The 23,332-nt window shown below is 72.7% G+C and carries 21 protein-coding genes; 13 read left to right on the top strand and 8 right to left on the bottom strand.

The annotated features are described in order from the left end of the window. Window positions 1–19: 19 nt before the first annotated feature. From rpmI to ABGB05_RS29245, 6 genes are all read right to left on the bottom strand, one after another. A complete protein-coding gene (gene rpmI / locus ABGB05_RS29270; protein ID WP_347657149.1) occupies window positions 20–214 on the bottom strand; it encodes a 50S ribosomal protein L35 in 195 nt (64 codons plus the stop codon). Window positions 215–233: 19 nt separating this feature from the next. Further along, complete coding sequence (gene infC / locus ABGB05_RS29265) at window positions 234–854, bottom strand: translation initiation factor IF-3 (RefSeq protein WP_347657148.1); 621 nt, start codon at window positions 852–854, stop codon at window positions 234–236. A 457-nt stretch (window positions 855–1,311) separates the two neighbouring features. Beyond that, complete coding sequence (locus ABGB05_RS29260; RefSeq protein ID WP_347657147.1) at window positions 1,312–1,725, bottom strand: PH domain-containing protein; 414 nt, start codon at window positions 1,723–1,725, stop codon at window positions 1,312–1,314. Between the two features lie 100 nt (window positions 1,726–1,825). Further along, the gene (locus tag ABGB05_RS29255) at window positions 1,826–2,770 is read right to left on the bottom strand and encodes a DMT family transporter (RefSeq protein WP_347657146.1); all 945 of its coding nucleotides are present in this window, start codon (window positions 2,768–2,770) and stop codon (window positions 1,826–1,828) included. A gap of 130 nt (window positions 2,771–2,900) precedes the next feature. Continuing rightward, window positions 2,901–3,557, bottom strand: a complete 657-nt coding sequence (locus ABGB05_RS29250; RefSeq protein WP_347657145.1) for a response regulator transcription factor — start codon at window positions 3,555–3,557, stop codon at window positions 2,901–2,903. Next, window positions 3,554–4,723 carry a histidine kinase gene (locus ABGB05_RS29245; RefSeq protein ID WP_347657144.1) on the bottom strand — a complete coding sequence of 390 codons (1,170 nt, stop codon included), beginning with the start codon at window positions 4,721–4,723 and terminating at the stop codon, window positions 3,554–3,556. Before ABGB05_RS29245 ends, ABGB05_RS29250 begins: the two co-directional genes overlap by 4 nt. A 118-nt stretch (window positions 4,724–4,841) precedes the next feature. On the opposite strand from ABGB05_RS29245, the gene ABGB05_RS29240 reads away from it, so the two are divergent. The 6 genes from ABGB05_RS29240 to ABGB05_RS29215 all read left to right on the top strand — a co-directional run bounded on the left by ABGB05_RS29240 (window position 4,842) and on the right by ABGB05_RS29215 (window position 12,341). Beyond that, window positions 4,842–5,807, top strand: a complete 966-nt coding sequence (locus tag ABGB05_RS29240; RefSeq protein ID WP_347657143.1) for an ABC transporter ATP-binding protein — start codon at window positions 4,842–4,844, stop codon at window positions 5,805–5,807. Further along, window positions 5,804–6,787, top strand: a complete 984-nt coding sequence (locus tag ABGB05_RS29235; protein WP_347657142.1) for an ABC transporter permease subunit — start codon at window positions 5,804–5,806, stop codon at window positions 6,785–6,787. The genes ABGB05_RS29240 and ABGB05_RS29235 overlap by 4 nt, the downstream gene beginning before the upstream one ends. Window positions 6,788–6,890: 103 nt before the next feature. Then, window positions 6,891–7,313, top strand: coding sequence for a YchJ family protein (locus tag ABGB05_RS29230; RefSeq protein WP_347657141.1), 423 nt, complete (start codon window positions 6,891–6,893; stop codon window positions 7,311–7,313). 159 nt (window positions 7,314–7,472) lie between these two features. Then, the gene (locus ABGB05_RS29225; RefSeq protein ID WP_347657140.1) at window positions 7,473–8,582 is read left to right on the top strand and encodes a DUF4037 domain-containing protein; all 1,110 of its coding nucleotides are present in this window, start codon (window positions 7,473–7,475) and stop codon (window positions 8,580–8,582) included. Further along, window positions 8,579–8,839 carry a hypothetical protein gene (locus tag ABGB05_RS29220; RefSeq protein WP_347657139.1) on the top strand — a complete coding sequence of 87 codons (261 nt, stop codon included), beginning with the start codon at window positions 8,579–8,581 and terminating at the stop codon, window positions 8,837–8,839. Before ABGB05_RS29225 ends, ABGB05_RS29220 begins: the two co-directional genes overlap by 4 nt. A gap of 178 nt (window positions 8,840–9,017) precedes the next feature. Beyond that, window positions 9,018–12,341, top strand: coding sequence for a S8 family serine peptidase (locus ABGB05_RS29215; RefSeq protein ID WP_347657138.1), 3,324 nt, complete (start codon window positions 9,018–9,020; stop codon window positions 12,339–12,341). 81 nt (window positions 12,342–12,422) lie between these two features. Here ABGB05_RS29215 and ABGB05_RS29210 read toward each other — a convergent pair whose 3' ends face one another. Together ABGB05_RS29210 and ABGB05_RS29205 are read right to left on the bottom strand one after the other, a co-directional pair. Continuing rightward, window positions 12,423–13,154, bottom strand: a complete 732-nt coding sequence (locus tag ABGB05_RS29210) for a methyltransferase domain-containing protein (protein WP_347657137.1) — start codon at window positions 13,152–13,154, stop codon at window positions 12,423–12,425. 246 nt (window positions 13,155–13,400) lie between these two features. Further along, on the bottom strand, window positions 13,401–14,303 hold the full coding sequence (locus tag ABGB05_RS29205; RefSeq protein ID WP_347657136.1) for an AraC family transcriptional regulator: 903 nt from the start codon (window positions 14,301–14,303) through the stop codon (window positions 13,401–13,403). A gap of 85 nt (window positions 14,304–14,388) precedes the next feature. Here ABGB05_RS29205 and ABGB05_RS29200 point away from each other — a divergent pair, with 85 nt between their 5' ends. The 7 genes from ABGB05_RS29200 (at window position 14,389) to ABGB05_RS29170 (ending at window position 23,291) form a co-directional block, all read left to right on the top strand. Continuing rightward, a complete protein-coding gene (locus tag ABGB05_RS29200; RefSeq protein WP_347657135.1) occupies window positions 14,389–15,360 on the top strand; it encodes an SDR family NAD(P)-dependent oxidoreductase in 972 nt (323 codons plus the stop codon). 93 nt (window positions 15,361–15,453) lie between these two features. Beyond that, window positions 15,454–16,608, top strand: coding sequence for an NAD-dependent epimerase/dehydratase family protein (locus ABGB05_RS29195; protein ID WP_347657134.1), 1,155 nt, complete (start codon window positions 15,454–15,456; stop codon window positions 16,606–16,608). Window positions 16,609–16,642: 34 nt separating this feature from the next. Next, on the top strand, window positions 16,643–17,863 hold the full coding sequence (locus tag ABGB05_RS29190; RefSeq protein ID WP_347657133.1) for a low temperature requirement protein A: 1,221 nt from the start codon (window positions 16,643–16,645) through the stop codon (window positions 17,861–17,863). A gap of 132 nt (window positions 17,864–17,995) precedes the next feature. Further along, a complete protein-coding gene (locus tag ABGB05_RS29185; protein ID WP_347657132.1) occupies window positions 17,996–18,775 on the top strand; it encodes an alpha/beta hydrolase in 780 nt (259 codons plus the stop codon). 129 nt (window positions 18,776–18,904) lie between these two features. Then, window positions 18,905–20,095, top strand: a complete 1,191-nt coding sequence (locus tag ABGB05_RS29180) for an MFS transporter (RefSeq protein WP_347657131.1) — start codon at window positions 18,905–18,907, stop codon at window positions 20,093–20,095. Between the two features lie 170 nt (window positions 20,096–20,265). Beyond that, on the top strand, window positions 20,266–21,684 hold the full coding sequence (locus ABGB05_RS29175; protein ID WP_347657130.1) for a carboxylesterase family protein: 1,419 nt from the start codon (window positions 20,266–20,268) through the stop codon (window positions 21,682–21,684). A gap of 149 nt (window positions 21,685–21,833) precedes the next feature. Further along, a complete protein-coding gene (locus tag ABGB05_RS29170) occupies window positions 21,834–23,291 on the top strand; it encodes a hypothetical protein (protein WP_347657129.1) in 1,458 nt (485 codons plus the stop codon). Window positions 23,292–23,332 lie beyond the last annotated feature (41 nt).

Here is a 23,332-nt window from a genome sequence, read left to right as displayed (position 1 = left end):
CCTTCAGGTCAGGCGCGCGTCAGCGGGCCAGCAGCTTCTTGATCCGCTTGAAGTCGGCCTTGGCCACCTCGACGGTGCCGGTGAGCCGGCGAGTCCGGGTGGAGGCCTTCTTCTCCAGGTTGTGGCGCATACCGGCCTGCTGGGCAACGATCTTGCCCTTGCCGGTCACCTTGACCCGCTTACCCATCCCGGTGTGGCTCTTCATCTTCGGCATCTGGTGCGTCTCTCCCCTGTTACTCGCCGGCGGTCCCGGCGGGTCCGGCCGCGGTCTGCGCCGCATCCTCGGCCGGCGGTGCCTCGGCGGCACCGGCCTCCCGCTCGCGCGGCGAGCCCGCCCTGGCCGCCGTGGCGGCGGCCTTGGTGGCCCGATGCGGAGCCAGGACCATGATCATGTTACGACCGTCCTGCTTCGGAGCGGCCTCGACGTATCCCAGTTCCGAGATCTCGGACTCGAGTCGACGCAGCAGCCGGTAGCCCAGCTCCGGCCGGCTCTGCTCGCGACCCCGGAACATGATCGTCACCTTGACCTTGTCGCCCGCCTTGAGGAACCGCACCACGTGACCCTTCTTGGTCTCGTAGTCGTGCGGGTCGATCTTCGGACGGAGCTTCATCTCCTTGATGACGGTCTGTTGCTGGTTACGCCTGGCTTCGCGCGCCTTGAGTGCACTCTCGTACTTGTACTTGCCAAAGTCCATGAGCTTGCACACCGGCGGGCGCGCCATGGGCGCAACCTCGACCAGGTCCAGGTCGACGTCCGCGGCCAGCTGAAGAGCGCGCTCGAGTGGGACGATGCCCACCTGCTCACCCTCCGGGCCGACCAGTCGGACCTCACGTGCCCGGATCTGCTCGTTCACGCGTGGCTCGACGCTGATGGGGCCTCCTCGTGGTGATCCTCACCGGCCCCGCGTCAGCGGTGGCCGGCCCTACGGTGTACGACCAAAAGCAGAAGGCCCCGGCATATGCCAGGGCCCGCTCGACCGGTCACACGGCAACCCCGGAGGGTCGCCAACCCGGCTCGGCATGACCGAACCGATGACCGGACCCGGCCACCACAGGCGGCGACTCGGGTGGGAGCAGGCGCTCCGCTTCGTGACTGTTTCGGGTGCGTGTGCCGCTTCAGGCGCGTGTAACGCTTCAGGTGCGTATGCCGCGCCGAGCGGCCTGAACACAGCCCAAGACAGTGGTCGACCGCTAAAGACTAGCAGGTCAGCCCGCACAATGCCAAAACGGGCACCCCAGGTCGCGCAGCTCCGCGGCGTGAGTCGGCGACCGGCCGTCACCGGCCCGGCGGCAGTGCCCGGCCCGGGTCGCTCAGACGGTCACCGGCTCACGGTGCGCGACGTGCAGGGCGCGCAGCGCGCGTACCCCGTCGACCGCTCGTTCCCGGTCCACCACCTGCAGGGCGAGGATCGGCAGCAACTCGTCGTCGTCCAGTTCGACGCTGGCCCAGGCGGAGCCCCGGTTGAACCGGATCCCCCGGACCGCGTCCCAGGGCAGCTCGTAACCACCGAAGACGTTGCGTACCCGGATGCCCCGGGCGTCCCCGACCACCCGCGGCCGGGTGAAAAGCAGCACCACACCCGCGACGAGCAGCCCCAGGCCGATCATGGCCAACTGGTCGCCGCGCTGGAAGGTCGCCTGGCCACTGCCGGTCGAGCCGTGCAGGCCGATGCTGAGCAGCGTGAACATCAGGACCAACGCGGGCGCCAGAATCCAGCAGACCACCCGGATACGGTGCGGCCGTACCTGAACGGCGGCGGGCTCTCGGCGAACGGCGGGGTCGGTCACGGGCCCAGTCTGCCATCCGGACCGGACCCGGCGGCCGTCAGGTGGCGGTCGGCGCGCTGCGCACGGCCCGGCCCGACACCACCACGGCGAGCAGGGTCAGGACCGCCCCGGCCAGCACCGCCAGACTCGCCCCCGGCCCGCCCGGCCGGGCGTCCAGCAGGAGCGCCCCGCCGAGCTGACCGGCGACCAGCGCCAACCCGGTACGCAACAGTCCCACCGACCGGATCCCGAGCAGCACCACGACGGTGATCCCCACCCCGAGCGGGCCACCGACGTAGAGGTACCAGCCGGCCGGCCAGTCGACGCTGCCGAGCCGGGCCGCCGCACCGGTCAGCGCGGCCAACACCGCCATCGCGCTGGCGCTCACCGCGAAGTTGGTCGCGGTCGCGGCGGCCGGATTGCCGGTGGCGGCGAGCCTGCCGTTCAACGCCCCCTGTACGGCGATCAGCACCCCACCGAGCACCCCGGCCAGCAGCAGGCCCGGGGCGAGTTCCCCGACCGGGCGGCCGACCTGCGCCAACGCCACCGCCCCGATGCCGAGCAGCGCACCGGTGAGCCGGGGTCCGGTCAGCCCGAGCCGACCCGCCGGGGCGAGCCGGGTCCGGTCCACGGCGAGACCCCCGGCGCTGTTCCCGGCGACCTGGGCGATGGTGAAGACCGCCACCCCGAGCACCGGTACGACGTACGTGCCGGCGGCGATGAAAAACGTCCCGCAGAGCCCACCCAGGTACGTCCACCACGGCAGCCGGGCCCGGCGCAGCGTCCGCAGCCCGGTCCGCATCGACGGCAGGGCGACCAGCCCCAGCAGGACCACGACCAGCCCGCCGGTGTTGTTGACCAGACCGCCGATGACCGGGTGCCCGGTCTGCCGTCCCAACTCGGCGTTGGCCAGGTTCTGCCCCGCGGAACCGACCCCGGCGGCCACCGTCAGCCCGATCGCCGCCCACCCGGGCAGCACCTTCCCCACCGGTCGAACCGGCACCCTCACCACCGCGACACTCCGTCCGAGACGTGCGGCGGGCGGTCGCCGTTCGACCCGCTCCGCACCACGTAGCCCCACCTTCACGCACCGACGGACCCACTGTCAGTGACCAAGATCGCGCCCGGCGGAATCAGTCCGCCTCGACCACCCGGTTCGCCCAGGCCCAGGCGGCGATCTCGACCCGGTTCCGGAGCCCGAGTTTGCTCTGGATACCGGAGACGTGACTCTTGACGGTGCTCAGTGAGATGAACAGTTCGGCGCCGATCTCCTGGTTGGTCCGTCCCCGGGCGATCGCCCGGACCACCTCGATCTCCCTGGCGGAGAGCGGTCGGGTCTGCCCGGTCCCGACCGGCGCCGCGCTGACCGTCAGGTGCCGCAGCAGTCGCAGGGTGACCGACGGTGAGATCAGGGCGTCGCCGGCGTACGCCGCCCGGACCGCCTCGACCAGCAGCGCGGGGCCGGCGTCCTTGAGCACAAAACCGACCGCTCCGCAGCGCAGCGCGCCGTGCACGTACTCGTCGAGGTCGAAGGTGGTCACCACCACCACCCGCAGCGGTCGCGGCATGCCGGGGCCGGCGAGCGCCCGGGTCACCTCGATGCCGTCGAGCCGGGGCATCCGGATGTCCACCAGGCAGACGTCCGGCCGCAACCGCCGGGCCAGGTCGATCGCCTCCACCCCGTCGGCGGCCTCGGCGACCACCCGGATGTCCGGCTGGTCCTCGAGGATGAACCGCAGTCCGCCGCGGACCATCGCCTGGTCGTCGGCGAGCAGCACGCTGATCGTCATCGTCGCTCCGGCGCCGGGACCGGCAGGGTGGCGTGCACCGCCCAGCCGGCACCGGGTCGTGGTCCGACCCGAAGGGTGCCGCCGAGGGTCTCCACCCGCTCCCGCATCCCGACCAGCCCGTAGCCACGGTCCGGCGAACGGCGGCCCGGCAGCGGTGGCGCGTCGTCGACCACCTCGACAGTGACGCCTCGCCGCTGCTCGTCTACCCGGACGGTGACCGTCCGAGCATGCGGGGCGTGCCGGGACACGTTGGTCAGCGACTCCTGGACAACCCGGTAGACCGTGCTGGTCACCTCGGGCGGCCAGCCTGTCGGACCCTCGGGGTGGTGCAGCCGGACGACCGGGCGGCCGGGTCCGGCGAACCGCGTGACGAGTTCGTCGAGATGTTCCGGTGCGGCGGTCGCGGACGGGGCGTCGTCGACGTCGCGCAGCACCCCGACCACCCGGCGCATCGCGCCCAGCGCCGCCGACCCGGCGGTCTCGATGCCGGCCAACGCCTCCGCCAGCCCGGCCGGCGTCCCCGGGCCGCCGGTGGGCCGCCGGGTGGCGAGCTGGGCGGCCTGGGCCTGGAGCACGATGCCGGTGACGTGGTGGGCGACGACGTCGTGCAGCTCGCGGGCCAGCGCCAGCCGTTCGTCACGGCGTACCCGCTCGGTCGTCGTGGCCCGGCGGACGTCGAGCAGCCGCAGCACCAGGCCGGTCGAGACGGCGGCGGACAGGCCCAGCCCGTTCAGTACGGTCACCGCGCCGACGCCGGCCGAGGAGGGAAAGACCAACCAGGTCGCCACCACCAGCCCCAGGTTCGCCAGCACCGCCGTGCCGGCCGGTACCGGCGGCAGCGTGCGCAGGGCCGAGCCGACGAGCACGGCGAGCGCCAGGGTCAACGCCAGGCCGGGCTCGGCCGGCAGGCCGGCGGCCCCGGCGACGCCGAGCGACGCCGCCCCGACCAGAAGCCCGGCGGCCGTCGTCACGGCCCGGTGCCGACGGCGTACCAGGGCGAGCCCGCAGCCGGACAGGCCGGCAACCGCGTCGAAGATCCAGTAGCCGCCGCCCCAGCTGTCGGCGAAAGCAACCGCCTGGGTCACCAGCGCCAGGGCGAAGACGACCCCCAGTCCGACGTCGGCAACGACAACCGGCCAGCTGGCGAGGCGGTCCCGAACATCCACGCCGTACAGACTACGGAACGCCGGACGCGGGCCGGACCGGTCAAAAGTACGGTCGCCGGCGGCGCGAACCATGCCGCGGACCGATGCTCGCACCGCCCGCCGTCCGCACGATGAGCCGATGCCACAACACCACTCCGCCCCGGCGCTGCACGCCGAGGGCCTGACCAAGCGGTACGGCCGTCGCCCCGCGCTGGTCGACTGCCACCTGGAGATCCCGCCCGGCCGGATCATCGGACTGGTCGGCCCCAACGGGGCCGGCAAGTCGACACTGCTGCAGCTGGCCTGCGGCCTGATCACGCCGACCTCCGGCAGCCTGCGGGTGCTCGGCGCGCCACCCGCTGCCGACGCCACCCATCTGGCCCGGGTGAGCTTCGTCGCCCAGGACATGCCGGTGTACGCCAACCTGACCGTCGCGGACCACCTGCGGATGGGTGGCCGGCTCAACCCGGGCTGGGACGCCGACCTGGCCGACCGACGGGTCACCCGGCTGGGTCTGGACCCGCGCCAGCGGGCCGGGCGGCTCTCCGGCGGGCAGCGCGCCCAACTCGCCCTGACCATCGCCGCCGCCAAGCGGCCCGAGCTGCTGATGTTCGACGAGCCGGCCGCCGCGCTCGACCCGCTGGCCCGTAGCGGCTTCCTCCGGGACCTGACCGAGCTGGTCACCGAACTCGGCGCCAGCGCGATCTTCTCCTCACACCTGCTCGCCGACGTCGAACGCGTCTGCGACCACCTGATCGTTCTCGGTGGAGGCCGGGTCCAGCTCGCCGGGGACGTCCGTGCGCTGCTCGCCACCCACCACCGGCTGGTTCCGGCACAGGATGGACCCGAACGGCTGCCCACCGGGGTCGAGCCGGTCTGGTCGTGGCACACCGACGGGCACCGCAGGACCGTGGTACGGGCTCCGGGGCCGCTGCCAGACGGGCCGTGGCGGGTCGAACCGGTGCCGCTGGAGGAACTGGTGCTCAGTTACCTGAGTCGCGCCGCCGCCGGGCCGACCGGCTCCGGACCGGCGGACTCCGGACCTGCGGGCTCCGGGCCGACAGGCTCCGGACCGGCCGCGACGGCGTGGGAGGTCCGGCGATGATCTGGTGGACCTGGCGGCAGTTCCGCACCCAGGCGGTGGTGGCCGCCGTCCTGCTCGCCGTGCTGGCGACCGCTCTCGTGGTCTTCGGCCTCCACCTCCGCCAGGAGTACCGGGCCGCGGCCGCGGACTGCTCCGGCCCGGCCGGGTGTGTCGCGCAACTGGCCCAGTTCCAAGACAGTTACCGCAACCCGCTCTACCTGCTCGACGCCCTGCTGATCCTCGCCCCCGCCCTGGTCGGGATGTTCTGGGGCGCGCCCCTGGTCGCCCGGGAACTCGAGACCGGCACCCACCGGCTGGTCTGGAACCAGAGCATCACGCGGCAACGCTGGCTGACGGTGAAACTGGCGCTGTCCGGCCTGGCCGCGATGGCCGTCGTCGGGCTGTCCAGTGTCCTGCTGACCTGGGCGGCAAGCCCGTACGACGCGGTCGCCGGTGACCGGTTCACCGCACTGCTGTTCGGCGCCCGCAACATCGCACCGGTCGGGTACGCCCTGTTCACCATGGTGCTCGGTACGGTGTTCGGCCTGCTGGTCCGGCGTACCGTGCCGGCGATGGCGCTCACCTTCGTACTGGTCGTCGCCGTCCAGGTGCTGGTGCCGACCGCGATCCGCCCGCACCTGGCCCCGCCGGTGGTCGCCGCGTACCCGGTGACCGCGGACACGGTACGGAACCTCACGTTCCTCGGCAGCGAGGCGGACATCGGCGGCCTCCGGGTCCCCGACGCGTGGGTGGTGTCGCACAGCAAGCTGCTCGGCGCCGACGGTCGACAGGTCGACCAGGCTCGGTACGACCGCTGCCTCGGCGGCGGGTTCGACGGGGTGGCGGACTGCCTGGGCGCCCTCGATCTGCACGTCGAGGTGACGTACCAGCCGGGGCACCGGTACTGGACGTTCCAGTGGCGGGAGTCGGGGCTCTACCTGGCGGCCGCCCTGCTGCTGGCGGGTCTGGGCCGGTGGGTGGTCCGCCGGCGGATCGGCTAGCCGGTCCGGCCAGGCCAGGCGGAAGGCCGGCGGCACCGCCCACGATGCCGCCGGTCCCCGCCCGCCTCAATACCGGCCGGGGATGGGCGGGGAGAATGGTCGGATGGCGAAACGCGACCGTCGGGGCAGGTCGGCCCCGGACTCCGGCAGGCCGTGTCCGTGCGGCTCCGGGCAGCCGTACCCGGAGTGCTGCGGGGCGCTGCACGAGGGCCGCGCCAGCGCGGCGACCGCCGAGGCCTTGATGCGCTCCCGGTTCACCGCGTTCGCGCTCGGTGATCCGGGGTACCTGCTCCGGACCTGGCATCCCCGCACCCGACCGGCCCGGCTGACCCTCGACCCGGGCCAGCGGTGGACCCGGCTCGACATCCTGGACACCGACCGGGGCGGACTGTTCGACACCACCGGCACGGTCGAGTTCCGGGCGCACTACCGGCACGCCGGGCACGCCGGCGAGCAGCGGGAACGCAGCCGCTTCGTCCGGGACGACGGCAACTGGGTCTACCTCGACGCCGAGCAGGACCGGTAATCGGCTGGTCAAGGCCGGATCGGCTGGTCAAGGCCGGATCGGCTGGTCAAGGCCGGATCGGCTGGTCAAGGCCGGATCGGCTGGTCAAGGCCGGACGGTGACGCCGACCAGGGCCGTAATGGGGTGGTCGGAGCCGGTCGGCGGCTCTAGCCTCGACGGATGCGTGGACGGTTCGTACCGGGCCTGGAGTTGTGCCGGCGGCTCTACCTCGAGGCGGTACGTCCGCTGCTCGACGAGTCCTTCCCTGGGCTGCGGTACGCCGCGGCTCGGCTCGGCCCGGGCTCGGAGGTGCTCGGCTTCGACACCGAACGGTCCGTCGACCACGACTGGGGTCCCCGACTGGACCTGTTCCTGTCCGCCGGGGACCTCGCCCGGCACGGCGAACCGATCACCGCGCTGCTCGCCGGACGACTGCCGGCGGTCTTCCACGGCTGGCCGACCCACTTCACGCCGCCCGGAGCCCGGGTCCGGGTGATGACCCCGACCGACGGGCCGGTGGCGCACCGGGTGCTGGTCGCCGACCTCGGTGCCTGGTACACCGGGCAGCTCGGCTTCGACCCGCGCCGGGGTGTCGGCACCCTCGACTGGCTGACGGTACCCGCCCAGCGGCTGGCCGAGGTCACCGGCGGGGCGGTCTTCCACGACGGCACCGGTGAACTGACCGGGCTGCGGGACCGGCTCCGCTGGTATCCGGACGACGTCTGGCGGCACCTGCTCGCCGCGCAGTGGACCCGGATCGCCGAGGAGGAGGCGTTTGTCGGGCGGACCGCCGAGGTCGGTGACGAACTGGGCAGCCGGGTGGTGGCGGCCCGGCTGGTCCGCGACCTGATGCGGCTGAGTCTGCTGCTGGCCCGCCGGTATCCGCCGTACCAGAAGTGGCTGGGCAGCGCGTTCGCCGGCGTACCGGAGGCGGCCGGGATCGCCGCCCGGCTCGCCGAGGTGCTCGACGGGGACGCCGAGCGGCGACAGGCCGCCCTCTGCGACGCGTACGAGCTGGTCGGCGCCTGGCAGAACCGGCTCGGGCTCGCCGACCCCGTCGACCCCACCCGCCGCCCGTTCCACGACCGGCCGTACCCGGTGCTCGACGCCGGCCGGTTCGCCGCCGCGCTGCTCGCCCGGATCACCGACCCGGAACTGGTCGGGCTGCCACCGCTCGGCGCCGTCGACCAGGTCGTGGACAGCACCGCCGTACTCTGCCGGCCTCCGCTGGCCCGGGCGGTGCTGGCGGCGGCCCACCGGGCCGGCACGGACCTGGCGGGGTCCCGGTGACCGGCGGCGGGCACGCCGCGCTGCGGGTGGTGCACGTCCACCGGCCCGCCGGCCGGAACCTGCTGCTGCTGACCGGGCCACGGTCGGGTCGGCTGCTCACGGTCGGGGACGCTGTCGTGATCCGGACACCGGACGGTGGGACACATCGGACCCACGTGCGGACGGTCGAGCCGCACACCCGGCCGGGGACGACCACTGTCGGGGTGCCCGCCGAGATCGGCGACGTTCCGGCCGGATCCCTGCTCTGCCCGCTCTGACCAGCGGTTCCTTCGACCGTGCCGGTGCCCGCGGCGGGTCCGCCCCGGCTCCCGGGCCGCCGTCAAGTGCCCCGTTCGGCCGGTAAGAGACGGAGCGTTGGACGTCTGGTCTATCGATCAACAGGGTGCGACGATGCGCACGACCCTAGGTGTCGAGAGGGGAACAATGAGAAAAAGCATGTGGCTGCGGGTGGGTCTCGCCGCCGCTCTTGTCCCGCCGCTGGCGTTGGTGACGTCCGCCAGCCCGGGTATGGCCGAGCCCGCACCGCCGTTCACCGCGACCGGACTCAACCCGGTCTCGACGATCAGCGGAGCCAAGGCGCCCAGCAGCAGTCTGGCCCGTACCGACCCGGCGCTGCTGGGTCGCAAGGACAACACCCCGACCCCGGTCATGGTCAAACTCGACTACGACGCGGTGGCCGCCTACGAGGGCGGGGTCAGCGGGTACGCCGCGACCAGCCCGGCGACAACCGGCCGCAAGCTCTCCGGCTCCAGCGCCGAGCGGCGGTACGCGGACTACCTCGCCGGCCGGGAGAAGGCGTTCGTCGGCGACCTGACCAGACGGGTCCCGACCGCCCGGGTCGGGCAGCGCCTGCGCACCGTCTACGGCGGCGTCGCCGCGGTCGTACCGGCCAACCGGATCGGTGAGCTGCTGAAGATGGACGGTGTGGTCGCCGTCCAGCAGGACACCCTGCGCCAGCCGTTGACCGACTCCAGTGGCGCGTTCATCGGGGCGACCTCGCTCTACCCGCAGCTCGGCGGTACCCGCAACGCGGGCAAGGGGGTTGTGGTCGGGGTGATCGACACCGGCGCCTGGCCGGAGCACCCGTCCTTCGCCGACCAGGGCAACCTCGGCACCCCACCGGCCAAGCCGGACGGCACACGGCGTACCTGCGACTTCGGCGACAATCCGCTGACCCCGGCGACCGACGTCTTCGCCTGCAACAACAAGCTGATCGGCGGCGAGCGCTTCCTCGAGACGTACGACCTGGTGGCCGGGGACGACGTCTACGACTCGGCCCGGGACAGCGGCGGCCACGGTACGCACACCGCCTCCACGGCGGTCGGCAACGTGGTCAACTCCGCCAAGGTCTTCGACGTCGAGCGGGGGCCGGTGGCCGGTATCGCGCCCGGCGCCTGGCTCTCGGTCTACAAGGTGCTCGGCCCGCAGGGCGGCTTCACCTCCGACATCGTGGCCGCGATCGAGCAGTCGGTGAAGGACGGCGTCGACGTCCTCAACTACTCGATCGGCGGCGGTGGCGGCGGCGCGACCGACCCCAGCATGCAGGCGTTCCGGGACGCGTACGCGGCGGGCGTCTTCGTCTCCGCCTCGGCCGGCAACTCCGGTCCGGGCGCCGGCACCGTGGACAACTACGTCCCGTGGGTCACCACCGTGGCGGCCTCCACCCAGACCCGGCAGTTCAGCTCGACGCTGACCCTCAGCGGCGGCGGCCAGACGCTGACCCTGACCGGCGCCTCGATCACCTCCGGTGTGCCGACCGCCACCCCCGTGGTACTGGCCGAGTCGGTCCCCGGTTACCCCGGCGGGGCGCTGTGCCAGGCCCCGGCGGCGGCCGGCAGCCTCACCGGCAAGATCGTGGCCTGCCAGCGGGGCGGCAACGGCCGGATCGAGAAGGGCCACAACCTGGCCCAGGGCGGCGCGGCCGGCATGATCCTCTACAACCCGGCGCTGCAGGACGTGGTGACCGACAACCACTTCCTGCCGACCGTGCACCTGGCCGACGGCACCCAGTTCAAGGCGTTCATGGCCGCGCACGGCAGTGTCACGGCGTCGTTCACCGGTGGCACGAAGTCCACCGCCAAGGGTGACGTGATGGCGGCGTTCTCGTCACGCGGGCCGGGTGGTCTGGTCCTCAAGCCGGACATCACCGGTCCGGGTGTCCAGATCCTGGCCGGCAACACGCCGACCCCGGACGCGGTCGACGGCGGCCCGGCCGGCCAGTACTACCAGGCGATCGCGGGCACCTCGATGTCCGCGCCGCACATCGCCGGCTCGGCCGCGCTGCTGGCCGCCCTGCACCCGGGCTGGACGCCCGGTCAGATCAAGTCGGCGATGATGACCACCGCGAAGACCAGTGGGGTGGTCAAGGAGGACGAGACCACCAAGGCGGACCCGCTGGACTACGGCGCCGGCCGGATCGACCTGACCAGGGCGGGCGAGCCGGGGCTCACCTTCGACGAGACCGCGGACCGGATGCTCGAGCTGGGTGCCGACCCGGTGAACGCCATCCACCTCAACCTGCCGTCGGTCGACGCCAAGGTGATGCCGGGCAGTGTCAGCACCGTCCGTACCGCGACGAACGTCAGCGGCAAGACGCAGACGTACACGGTGCGGACGAGCGCTCCGACGCAGAGCCGGATCAGCGTCTGGCCGAGCCGGTTCACCCTCAAGGCCGGCAAGTCGGTGGAGCTGAGGATCACCGTCTCGTCGAGCGCGCCGACCGGGCAGTACTTCGGCGAGATCCAGCTCGTGCCGTCGTCGAAGAACCTGCCGACGCTGCACCTGCCGGTGGCCTTCGTGCCGCAGCAGGGCGACGTGTCGCTGGCCACCGCCTGCACGCCGGACCCGGTGTCCTGGCTGGGCGGCAGCACCTGCACGGTGACCGCGCAGAACAACTCCTCGACCGCGACCACGGCGAACCTGACCACCAGGACCACGCCGCATCTGCCGATCGAGTCCGCGTCCGGTGCCACGGTGCGGAGCCCGTTCAAGGTGGAGAAGAAGAACGTCAGCCTGGCGGGGCAGAAGGCCGGCGTCCCGTCCCTCGGGCCGGGCACGGTCGCCGGGGCGTGGCTGCCGCTCGCCTCGTTCGGCCTCACCCCGGTGGCGGTCGGTGACGAGGAACTGGTCAACTTCCCGGTGCCGGAGTTCGTCTTCAACGGGGTGAAGTACACCTCGATCGGGGTCGACTCGAACGGCTACCTGGTGGCGGGTCCGGCCACGGCCGAGGACAACAACTGCTGCAACCTGCCGGCGTCGCTGCCGAACCCGGACCGTCCGAACAACGTCCTGGCACCGTTCTGGACCGATCTGGACGGCACCGGGGCACCCGGCATCTACGTCGGCCTGCTCACCTCGGGGACCAGCCGCTGGGCGGTCGTGGAGTGGCAGGTCAACGTCTGGGGCACCACCTCGAACCGGCACTTCCAGGTCTGGATCGGGCTCAACGGCACCCAGGACATCGCCTTCGCCTACGACCCGGCCGCGTTGCCGGCCAACCCGAACCAGCCGTACCTGGTCGGGGCGGAGAACGCCGACGGCACCGGCGGCGCCTCGCTGCCGGCGGGTGCGCTGCCCACCGGCGACCTGCGGGTCACCAGCACCGACCCGACCCCGGGCGGGACGGCCTCGTACACCGTCAGGGTGCGCGGCCTGATCCCCGGTACCGGCACCGTCACCAGCACGATGACCACACCGATCGTGCCGGGGACGACCGTGGTGACCGACGACGTCAAGGTCAACTTCCTGGGCGGCCGGTGACCGGCTGACCCACACCACAGGTACGGAGGGCGCCCGGGTCAGCTACCCGGGCGCCCTCCGGTCTCCGGCGGCCGGTGCGGACTACGCCCGGCGGTACACCGAGACGTGACTGCGACTCTCCGAGGTGAACGGTGAACGGTCCCAGTCGGCGTACCGCTCGGCAAGCCGGAGCCCGGCCCGCTCGGCCAGCTCGTCGATCTGCTCCGGCCAGCGGTAGTGCATGCCGAACGGTTTGACCGAGATCCCGTCGTTGCTGATCCGGATCGTCTGCCGCAGGAACGTCTGGGCGGCCCGGTCGTACCGGTGCACCCGCAGGGTGACCGACTCCTCGGTCACCCGCCGTACCTCAAGCTGCTCGTCCCGGTCGAAGTCGGCCGGGTCGGGAACGAACGCCTCGACGACAAACGCCCCACCCGGCGCCAGCACCCGGGCGACGTTGCGGAGACAGTCCGCCTGTCGCTCGGCCCTGACCAGGTTGAACAGGGTGTTGTAGACGAGATACACCAGATCGAACCGACCGGTGACCGGCACGTCCGCCATGTCGGCGAGCACGACCGGGATCCGGTCGCCGCCCGGCTTGGCCCGCAACCCGGCCACCATCTCCTCGGACGCCTCGACGCCCTCGACAGGCACGCCCCGGGCGGCCAGGGGAATCGCGACCCGCCCGGTGCCGATCGCGAGTTCCAACGTCCGGCCGCCGTCGGCCAGCTCGGCGAGGAAGTCGACGGCCGGACCCGGGTCGGGGTTGGGGCCGTCGTCGTAGCCCTCGGACCACTGCCGGCCGAACAGGCCAGGATCGTCGAGAAGGGACATCAGTCACCCTCCCCGACCCGGTCGGACGGGGGTACGACGGGCGGACCGTCGGACGGATTCCTGCTATCGGCGCCCGGCGGCGCCACGATCACGGTGATCGACGTACTCATGAAGCCTCACATCCTGTGGGTGGTTGACAGTTGCGTGCTGGCGGTACGACGACGATGGACGCATCGGACAACTCCTCTCGGTGGGCTTCCCGGTCTCCCCCACCCCAGCAGACCCCTGGGGGCGGCGGCAATCGAATTAGGTCCGCTGGTTGCGGTAGGCACGGGGGGTGAGACCGGTGGTGCGTTTGAAGGCAACGCTGAGCGCGCTCTCCGAGCCGTACCCGACAGCGCGGGCGATGGCAGCGACCGTCTCCTCGCCGCCCCGCAGGCGCTCGGCGGCCAGCTCGATCCGCCAGGCGGTGAGGTACTCCAACGGGCCACGCCCCACCACGTGTTTGAAGCGGGCGGCCAGTGTCGAGCGGGACACCGCGGCGGTACCCGCCAGTTCGGCCACCGTCCACGGCCGGGTCGGCCGGGCGTGTATCGCCCGCAGGGCGGGGGCGACGACCGGATCCGCCAGGCCCGCCAGCCAGCCCGAGGAGGCGCCTCGGTGCAGGTGCAGACGCAGGATCCGGATCAGCATGACCAGGGCGAGATGCTCGGCGACCGCCTGGGCGCCGGGACGGCCCTGTCGTAGTTCGGCGTCGATCTCCCCGATGGCCCAGTGGATGCTCGCCGCCTCCGGCGTCGCGGCCGGTACGTGGACGACCGGAGGCAGACTGTCCAGCAGCAGGGCGCGGGCCCGATCGGTGAACGAGAAGGCGCCGCCGGAGAGCAGGACGTCGTCGCCCTCGCCGGTCCGGGCCACCCCGTCGACCGCCGCCTGGAAGATCGGTTGGGCCGGCTCGGCCGGGAGGTCCAGGTCACTGGCGAGGGTGAAGCACCGGGGCCGGGTCAGCAGGAAGCAGTCGCCCGTCTCGAGGACCACCCGGTCCGGTCCGCCGTCGACCCGGAGCAGGCAACGCCCCCGGCGTACGACGTTGAACTTGACGCCGATCGGTGGACCGAACCGGACGGCCCACCGTCCCCCGGCGACCATGCCGGTGGAGAGCTGGCTGGTGGTGCCAAGCAGGGCGAGAACCTCGTCCAGGGGATCCACCGGCAACCTCTCGTTGGACTATCACTAAAGAGTGACGGATTCCAGACTACAGACAGTCCAGAAGGTGCCGCATAACGTCGCTCGTATGACAGAAGCGCCACGCCTGACCACACCATTCACCGCCCGGACCAGCGCCGCCGAGATTCTCGACGGCGTCGACCTCACCGGCCGCCGGATGATCGTCACCGGCGGTGCCTCCGGTATCGGCCTGGAGACCACCCGGGCCCTCGCCGGCGCCGGCGCGGAGGTCACCGTCGCCACCCGGGATCCCCGGCTGGCCGAACCGCTGGTCGCGGAGTTCGCCGGCGACGGTCCGGGCAGCGTCCGTACGGCCGCGCTCGACCTGAACGACCTGCGGTCCGTCGACGCGTTCGTGGCCGCCTGGCAGGGCCCGGTGCACGCGGTGGTCGCCAACGCCGGCATCATGGCGGTGCCCACCCGCCAGGTCAGTCCGGAGGGCTGGGAACTCCAGCTCGCCACCAACTACCTCGGTCACTTCGCGCTGCTCCGGGGGCTGCACGCCGGTCTGCGCGCCGCCGGGTCCGCCCGGGTGGTGGTGGTCAGCTCCGGGGCGCACCTGGCGCACCCGTTCGACTTCGACGACCCGCAGTTCGAGCGGCAGGCCTACGACCCGTGGGTGGCGTACGGCCGCTCGAAGACCGCCGACGTGCTGCTCACGGTCGGCATCGCCCGACGCTGGGCGGCCGACGGCGTCACCGCCAACGGACTCAGCCCCGGCTACATCATGACCAACCTGCAGCGGCACCTGGACGACGCGACGCTGCGCGCCTTCGGGGTGTTGGACGAGGCCGGCAACCGCACCGAACCCGACTACTTCAAGACTCCGGCGCAGGGCGCCTCGACCTCGGTGCTGCTGGCGGCGTCGCCGCTGGTCGAAGGGGTCACCGGTCGCTACTTCGACGACAACCAGGAGGCCGAGGTGGTGGCCGGCGGTCCGGAGGCCACCGGTGGGGTGGCCCGGCACGCCCTGGACCCGGCCGCCGCCGACCGGCTCTGGGCGTACGCGGAGACGGTGCTGGACGGCGTCCGGAGGTGACCGGCGCGGTGGCGGCGCCGCGGTGGCGCCCCGAGGTTTACCGGTCCGATCGGCGGGAATGGCCACGGTCATGACGTTTCCCGCGAGTTGTCGGTGTCCGGTCTGCCGCGGGTCGGTCCCCGGCCGGACCGGGCCGACGGTGACGGCTCCGGACGGCCGGAGGGGGTGCCGATGAGCCCGACGGCGGGGACCGGGGCGGGCCTGCGGGTCGTGGTGGTCGGCGCGACCGGCAACGTCGGGACGAGTGTGGTCGAGGCGCTCGGCGGGGATCCGGCGGTGGGCACGATAGTCGGCGTCGCCCGCCGCCGCCCCCGCTGGCGGGCGCCGAAGACGGCGTGGGTCGAGGCCGACATCGTCACGTCCGATCTCGTCGAGATCTTCGACGGTGCCGACGTGGTGGTGCACCTGGCCTGGCTGTTCCAGCCGACCCACCGGCCGCTGACCACGTGGCGGGTCAACGTCGTCGGTGGGCGACGGGTCTTCGCCGCCGTCGCCAGGGCCGGGGTGCCGGCCGTGGTGTACGCCTCCAGCGTCGGCGCGTACTCGCCGGGACCGAAGGACCGTCCGGTGGACGAGAGCTGGCCGACCGACGGCTGGCCGACCGCCGGTTACACCCGGGAGAAGGCGTACCTGGAACGCGCCCTCGACGCCTTCGAGCGGGAACATCCGGAGATCCGGGTGGTCCGGCTGCGTCCCGGGTTCATCTTCAAGCGGGAGGCCGCCAGTCAGCAGCGACGGCTCTTCACCGGTCCACTGCTGCCCGGGCGGCTGGTCCGGCCGGGGATCGTACCGGTGATGCCGGACCTGCCCGGACTGAGATTCCAGGCGCTGCACACGGCGGACGCCGCCGAGGCGTACCGGTTGGCGGCGCTGCGGGACGTCCGCGGCGCGTTCAACGTCGCCGCCGAGCCGGTGGTCGACGGGCGGCTGCTCGCCGACTGTCTGCGGGCCCGGACCGTACGACTGCCCGCCGGCCTGGCCCGGACGGCGCTGGCCGCCGCCTGGCACCTGCACCTGGTGCCGGCCTCGCCGCAGTTGCTGGACGCGGTGCTCCGGGTGCCACTGATGGACGTCAGCCGGGCCCGGACGGAGCTGGGCTGGTCCCCCCGGCACAGTGCCCGGGAGGCGATCGAGGAGTTCCTGGTGGGTCTGCGGACGACCGGTGGCCTGCCGACCGCGCCGCTGGCGTCCCGGCTCACCGGCGGGCGGCTCGCGGAGGTCGGGACCGGCGTCGGCGAACGCCCCTGACCACCGCCGGGCGGCGGCGCGGCGAGGAGGGTCGATGGGGCGGATCAGCCGGGCCCGGGCGGTGCCGACCCGCGCCGAGACGCACCGGGCCACCCCGTTCGAGATCTTCTTCGACCTGGTCTTCGTCTTCGCCCTCACCCGGATCATCGACTTCATGGGGCACCCGCCCACCTTCCGGAGCATGGGCCAGGGCCTGCTCCTGCTGGTGCTGATCTGGTTCTCCTGGGCGGCGTACACCTGGTTGGGCAACCAGGTCCGGGCGGACGTGGGGGTGATCCGGGCCGGAACGCTGCTGGCGATGGCCGCGCTCTTCGTCGCCGCACTGGTGATGCCGGACGCCTGGCATTCCGACCACGTCGGGATGGCGGCACCGCTGATCCTGGTCGGGGCGTACGTCGCGCTCCGGCTGGTGCACTTCCTCCTCTACTACCGGGTTGCGGTGGACGACCCACGGGTCCGTGCCAGACTGCGCTGGATCGCGGTCCCGATCGTGCTCGCCTGGATCCCGCTCGTCCTCGGGGCGGTATACGGCGGAACCGCGCAGACCCTGCTCTGGCTGCTGTCGTTGCTCATCGACATCGGCGGCCAGCGAATCGCGCTCGCCATCGCCGGGGGTTGGCAGCTGCGCAGTCCGAACCACTTCAGTGAGCGGCACGGGCTGGCGTTGATCATCGCCCTCGGTCTGTCGCTGATCTCGGTCGGAGCCGGGGCCGGCACGGCGGCCGCCCGGGCTCCGGTCCTGTTCGCCGCGCTGCTCGGGCTCACCGTGACGGTGTGTCTCTGGTCGCTCTGCTTCGACCGGGTCGGGCCGGCCGCGGCCCGGGCCCTGGCCGGGGCGACCGGGTCCCGGCGGGTCCAGATCGCCAGCGACGCGTACAGCCTCGCGTACCTGCTCCTGGTCAGCGGGATCATCTACCTGGCGCTCGGCATCGGGCAGGTGGTCGAGCACCTGGCGCACAAGCAGCCCGACTCCTCCGGGGGTGAGCCGCTGAGCTGGGCCTCGACGACCGCGCTCTTCGGCGGTGTGGCGCTGCATCTCACCGGCCGACTGCTGTCCGTCTGGTTCTCGGTCCGCTCCGCGCCGCCGGCACAGCTCGGGACGGTGGTCGTGACGCTGCTGCTGTTACCGGTGGGCCGGATGCTGCCCGCACTGGCCGCGCTGGGGCTGGTCGTCGCCGTGCTCGTCGTGGCGGTCGGTTTCGAACGGCTGACCCACCGGTCGGAGCCGGCCGATGCCACCGACCGTGCCGGGTGAGCGCCGGTACGCCGGCTGACTCCCGGTGCGATCCGTCCACCGGCGGCCCGGCACGGCCACGGTTGCCGGTCCCTCCGGTCCTGAGGCAGGATCCACGCCGACGGCTCTCGAACCGGGGAAGGTAACCGACAGATGGGAACGTACGTCCAACTTGGCGCGGTGAAGACCTGGTACGACGAGCACGGCGCCGGTGAGCCCCTGGTCCTGCTGCACGGCGGCCTGGTGGACGCCCGGTTCTTCGCACCGAACATCGGGCCACTGGCCGAGAGGTTCCACGTGTACACGCCGGAACGCCGGGGACACGGGCACACCCCGGACGTCGAGGGTCCGATCACCTACCAGCTGATGGCGGACGACACCGCCGCGTTCCTGGAGTCGGTCGTCGGTGAACCCGCCGACCTCGTCGGGCACAGCGACGGCGGCGTGGTGGCGCTGCTGGTCGCGATGCAACGGCCCGAGTTGGTGAAGCGCCTGGTGCTGATCAGCAGCGGCTTCAACAAGCACGGCGAGGCCGCACCGGACGCGGAGTGGAACGTCGACCTGATCTTCGAGTTCCTCGGTTCGTCGTACGGTGAGGTCTCCCCCGACGGCATCGACCACTTCAGGGTGGTGGCGACGAAGATCGGTGAGATGGCCGCCAGGGAACCAACGCTGGAGGCCTCCGACGTGGCCGTGGTGCCACACCGCACGCTGGTGGTCTCCGCCGACGACGACATCATGACGCTGTCGCACATGGTCGAGCTGTACCACGCGCTGCCGGACGCCGAGTTCGCGGTCGTACCCGGGACCTCGCACTTCCTCACCCAGGAGAAGCCCGTGCTGGTCAATACGATCGTGCTGGACTTCCTCACCCAGGACCCGGTGCCGACGGTGGCCCCGATCCGCCGCGCGCCCAATGATCAGGAAGGCTGACCCGCTCCCGGCCGGAATCCGGGCGTAGCCCACGTCGCGTGTACCACGGCAAATCGGGTACTCGACCGCGCCCTGACCGCAGCAGAGCGGCCAGGTTGACGTGGGGCAGCGGCACCGAGGGGCAGCGACATGGGTATCGCCGGACGGCGACGACTTTCGCCGGAAGTCTCCCTGTTCCTGCTCGCCTCTATCCTCGTGTCGTTCCTGGCCGCGTCCTCCGCCCCGACCCCCCTGTACGGCATCTACCAGGCGCGCTGGCACTTCTCACCGATCACCACCACGGTCGTCTTCGCCAGTTACGCGGTCGCGGTGCTGGTCGCACTGCTCACCGTCGGCAGGCTCTCCGACCATGTCGGGCGTCGGCCGGTGCTGCTCGTGGCGATCGCGGTGCAGGTGGTCGCGCTGGTCGTCTTCGTCTTCGCCGACGGCGTACCCACGCTGCTGGCCGCCCGCGTCGTCCAGGGGCTCGCGGCCGGCGCCGCCACCGGTGCCGTCGGCGCCGCCATGCTCGACATCAACCGCGCCCGGGGCACGCTGACGAACGCGATCGCCCCGGGCGTCGGCACCGGCACCGGAGCCCTGCTCTCCGCACTCTTCATCCAGTACCTGCCCGCACCGACCCGACTGGTGTACCTCGTCCTGGTGGCGGTCCTGCTGATCCAGGCGCTCGGGGTGCTGCTGATGCCGGAGACGGTCACGCCGATGTCAGGGGCGCTGCGGAGTCTGCGGCCGCAGGTCAGGGTGCCCCGGGCCGCCCGCCGGCCGGTACTGGTCGTACTGCCGGTGCTCTTCGCCGTCTGGGCGCTGGCCGGCTTCTTCGGCGCGCTCGGCCCGGCGCTCGTGCGCGCTCTCGGGCCCACCTCGATCGTGCTCGGCGGGACGGCCCTCTTCGTCTTCGCCATCTCCTCGTCCGTCGCCGTTCTCCTGCTGCGCAACGCCCCCGCCCGGACCGTGATGCTGGTCGGGATCACCGTGCTCATCGTCGGCATGGTCGTCACGCTGGTGTCGGTCACCACCGACGTCGTCGCCGGGTTCTTCGTCGGCGGCGCGCTCGGCGGCGCCGGGTTCGGCGCCGGCTTCCAGGGCAGTCTCAAGACCGTGATGCCGCTGGTCGAGGCACACGAACGCGCCAGCGTGCTCTCCGTGCTGTACATCATCTGTTACATCGGTTTCGGGCTGCCCGCCGTCATCGCCGGTTTCCTGGTGGTCTACGGCGGCGGCCTGCCCCGGACCGCCGACGAGTACTCCGCCGCGATCATCCTGCTCGCCGCCGTCGCCCTGTTCGGGCTGCGCGGGGTCGGGAAGCGCTCCCCCGACTGAGCCACCGGCACCCGCGCGCCGCGGTCCGCCGCCAGCCGGATGGCGTACGTCTCCCGGCGGCGCACCCGCTCGTCGCGGGCGTCCGCGCGGGGCTACCGTGGCCTTCCCTGGCGGGAACGCCGCTCGCGGCCCCCGCCGGTGATGGCGTCGGCGAGAGGGCAGGACCAGCAGTGACGGCCGAGTGCACCCCGACGGAGCTGACCACGACCCCGAGCGGGAGGCGCACCGACACCCCCGGCACACCGCCGACCACCCCGGAGGACGTGCTGGTCACCGTGGCCGGGGGAACACTGCGCGGCCGTCGCGGGTCGGGGCTGACCAGCCTGCGCGGCGTCCGGTACGCGACCGCGGAACGGTTCGGCCCGCCGGTACCCGAGCGGCCCTGGGCGGGTGTCCGCGACGCCCGGGAGCACGGCGGGGTCAGCCCACAGCCACCGACCCGGGCCGGGGCGGCCGCCGGGGTTCCGGAGGTGGGTGTCCAGTCCGAGGACTGCCTCAACCTGACGATCGTGACCCCGGCCGCCGACCGGGCACGACGGCCGGTACTGGTCTGGCTGCACGGCGGCTCGTACCGGACCGGGGCCGGATCCTGGGACCGCTACCGGACCGACCGACTCGCCCGCGACGGCGACGTGGTCGTGGTCAGCGTCAACTACCGGCTCGGAGCGCTCGGCTACCTGCGGGCGCCCGGCGTCTCCCCCGGCAACCTCGGCCTGCTGGACCAGATCGAGGCGCTGCGCTGGGTCCGCGACAACGTCGCACACCTGGGCGGCGACCCGGAGAACGTCACCCTGGTCGGGCAGTCGTCGGGCGCCCACTCGGTCGCCTGCCTGCTCGGCGTGGCGGTGGCACGACCGCTGTTCCGCCGGGCGGTGCTGCAGAGTCCGCCGCTCGGGCTCGGGCTCGGCAGTCCGGCGGCGGCCGACCGGATCGCCGCCCGCTTCCTCGCCCGGCTCGGGCAGGACCCGCGGACCGCGTCGCCGGCGGACGTGGTGGCGGCCCAGCAGCTGGCCGCCCGGGACGTGGCCGCCCGCACCGGATTCGGGTTCGCCCCGGCGTACGGGCCGGTCGCCGGCGTGGCGCCGCTGCCCGACGTACCGGGCTGGCGGGCCGCCTGCCGGGCCGGCGCGGCAGACCTGGAGGTGGTGCTCGGCACCACCCGTCGGGAGATCGCGTACTTCCTGGCCGGCGGTCCGGTGTCCCGGCACGTGCCGCTGGTCGGGCGGGCCGTCGAGAACGGACTCGTCGGGTTGGCGACCCGGGCGGTGTTCACCCGACCCACGCTCCGGTTCGCCCGCACACTCGCGGCGGCCGGTGCCCGGGTCCACGCATACCGGCTCGACGGTCCGGTGTCGACCTCGCCGTACCGGGCCTGCCACTGCAGCGATCTGCCGCTGCTCTTCGGCGACGAGGCCGCGTGGACGGACGCGCCGATGCTCGCCGGGCAGACCTGGACGGAGGTGGCCGGGCGCGGTGCCCCACTGCGTGCGGCCTGGCTCTCCTTCACCGCCGGCGGCGCAGCGGCGCTGGCCGGGGCGGGCTGGGCCCCGTACGCCGGGCGGGGCGGCCCGATCCGGATCTTCGGGTGACCGGCCGGATCTTCGGGTGACCGGACCGCCGCGCCCGCTCAGCCGGGTCGGTGACCAATATGAACGCAACGACCTCTGTCGACGTGCTGCGCTCCTAACATCACGGCCGCGGCGCGACGAGGCGCCCGCGGGAGCAAGGAGCCACCACTGTGCACGCTCTAGAAACGCTCACCCACCGTCTCCGACGGTTCCGGACCCGCCTCCGTCCGGCGGGGCTGGCCGTCCTGCTGGTCGGGGCCGTCGTCGGCACGCTCGGCCACCCGCCCGCCGCCCAAGCGGCGGCACCACCGACACCCGTCGAATGCCCACCGAACGTGGCCGGCAAGGCCACCTGTTACGGCGGCCAGGACAGCAACGGGGCGTACTACACGATCGCCATCCCGAACCGGTGGAACGGATCCTTGGTCGTACACGCCCACGGCGGCCCCGATCTCGGCGACGGGTCCGACCCCGGGCGCAGCACCGATGACCTGGACCGGTGGTCGGTGATGGTCGACGAGGGCTACGCCTGGGCCGGCTCGTCCTACCGCCGGGGCGGCTACGGCACCCGGATGGCCGCCGCCGACACCGAGAGCGTACGGCGGCTCTTCGTCGCCGCGTTCGGCTCTCCGGGGCGGACGTACGTGCACGGCCAGTCGTGGGGCGGCAACGTGGCGGCCAAGGTCGTCGAGACGTACGCCGGGAAGCACGGCCCGTACGACGGCGCCCTGCTCACCAACGGTGTGCTGGGCGGTGGCTCGCGCGGTTACGACTACCGGGTCGACCTGCGGGTCGTCTACCAGTACTACTGCCAGAACCATCCACGCCCGACCGAGCCCCAGTATCCGCTCTGGCAGGGACTGCGGGTCGACTCCACCATGACGTCCGCGGGGCTGCGGGCCCGTCTCGCGGAGTGCACCGGGTACGACTCCGCCCCGGCGGACCGGACCGCGCTGCAGCAGCGCAACCTCGACGACATCCTGGCCGTGACCGGCATCCCCGAGCGGACCCTGGAGTCCCACCTGCGGTTCGCGACCTTCACCTTCCGCGACATCGTGCACCACCGTCTCGGTGGCCGTAACCCGTTCAGCAACCAGGGCGTCCGGTACTCCGGCTCGCACGACGACCGGGCGCTGAACTCGGGGGTGCAGCGGTTCTCCGCCGACCCGACCGCCCGGCGCGACCTGTCCTACGACAGCGACCTCACCGGCCAGGTCGCGATCCCGGTCCTCACCCTGCACGCGATCGACGATCCGACGGCGTTCGTCGAGCACGAGGCGGCGTACCGGGCCACGCTGCGGGGCGCCCACCGGGACCGGTATCTGGTGCAGACCTTCACCACCGAGACCGAGCACAGCGAGTTGAGCAACGCCGAGTACGCGACCTCGATCGCCGCCCTGGACGGGTGGGTGCGTACCGGACGGAGACCGACGACACGGTCGGTCGCCGCCTCCTGCGCCACGTTCGACGCCCGGTACCGGACCGGTTGCTTCTACGCCCCGGACTTCCGTCCCGGCCCCTACGCCTCGCGGGTCCACGCCCGGCCGGGTGGCCGGGACTGGCCGGCGATGACCGCCGGGCAGGAGCGGGCCTGGAGCCGGGTCGACGGTGTCGGGATCGCCTTCTGACAGCGCGCTTTGCCGTCATCGGCCGGCGCCGCCGTACCCCC

It is taken from the genome of Plantactinospora sp. B5E13 (assembly GCF_039871775.1).
Classification (GTDB): domain Bacteria; phylum Actinomycetota; class Actinomycetes; order Mycobacteriales; family Micromonosporaceae; genus Plantactinospora.
Note: the sequence above shows the minus strand (reverse complement) of the source record. Positions and strands in the feature narration are given on the sequence as shown.

Coding starts and splice junctions, on each gene's coding strand:
- ABGB05_RS29230 (WP_347657141.1), top strand. CDS start 6,891: ATGGCGAAACGCGACCGTCGGGGCAGGTCGGCCCCGGACTCCGGCAGG.
- ABGB05_RS29240 (WP_347657143.1), top strand. CDS start 4,842: ATGCCACAACACCACTCCGCCCCGGCGCTGCACGCCGAGGGCCTGACC.
- ABGB05_RS29235 (WP_347657142.1), top strand. CDS start 5,804: ATGATCTGGTGGACCTGGCGGCAGTTCCGCACCCAGGCGGTGGTGGCC.
- ABGB05_RS29185 (WP_347657132.1), top strand. CDS start 17,996: ATGGGAACGTACGTCCAACTTGGCGCGGTGAAGACCTGGTACGACGAG.
- ABGB05_RS29180 (WP_347657131.1), top strand. CDS start 18,905: ATGGGTATCGCCGGACGGCGACGACTTTCGCCGGAAGTCTCCCTGTTC.
- ABGB05_RS29225 (WP_347657140.1), top strand. CDS start 7,473: ATGCGTGGACGGTTCGTACCGGGCCTGGAGTTGTGCCGGCGGCTCTAC.
- ABGB05_RS29215 (WP_347657138.1), top strand. CDS start 9,018: ATGTGGCTGCGGGTGGGTCTCGCCGCCGCTCTTGTCCCGCCGCTGGCG.
- ABGB05_RS29250 (WP_347657145.1), bottom strand. CDS start 3,557: ATGACGATCAGCGTGCTGCTCGCCGACGACCAGGCGATGGTCCGCGGC.
- ABGB05_RS29190 (WP_347657133.1), top strand. CDS start 16,643: ATGGGGCGGATCAGCCGGGCCCGGGCGGTGCCGACCCGCGCCGAGACG.
- ABGB05_RS29210 (WP_347657137.1), bottom strand. CDS start 13,154: ATGTCCCTTCTCGACGATCCTGGCCTGTTCGGCCGGCAGTGGTCCGAG.
- ABGB05_RS29200 (WP_347657135.1), top strand. CDS start 14,389: ATGACAGAAGCGCCACGCCTGACCACACCATTCACCGCCCGGACCAGC.
- rpmI (WP_347657149.1), bottom strand. CDS start 214: ATGCCGAAGATGAAGAGCCACACCGGGATGGGTAAGCGGGTCAAGGTG.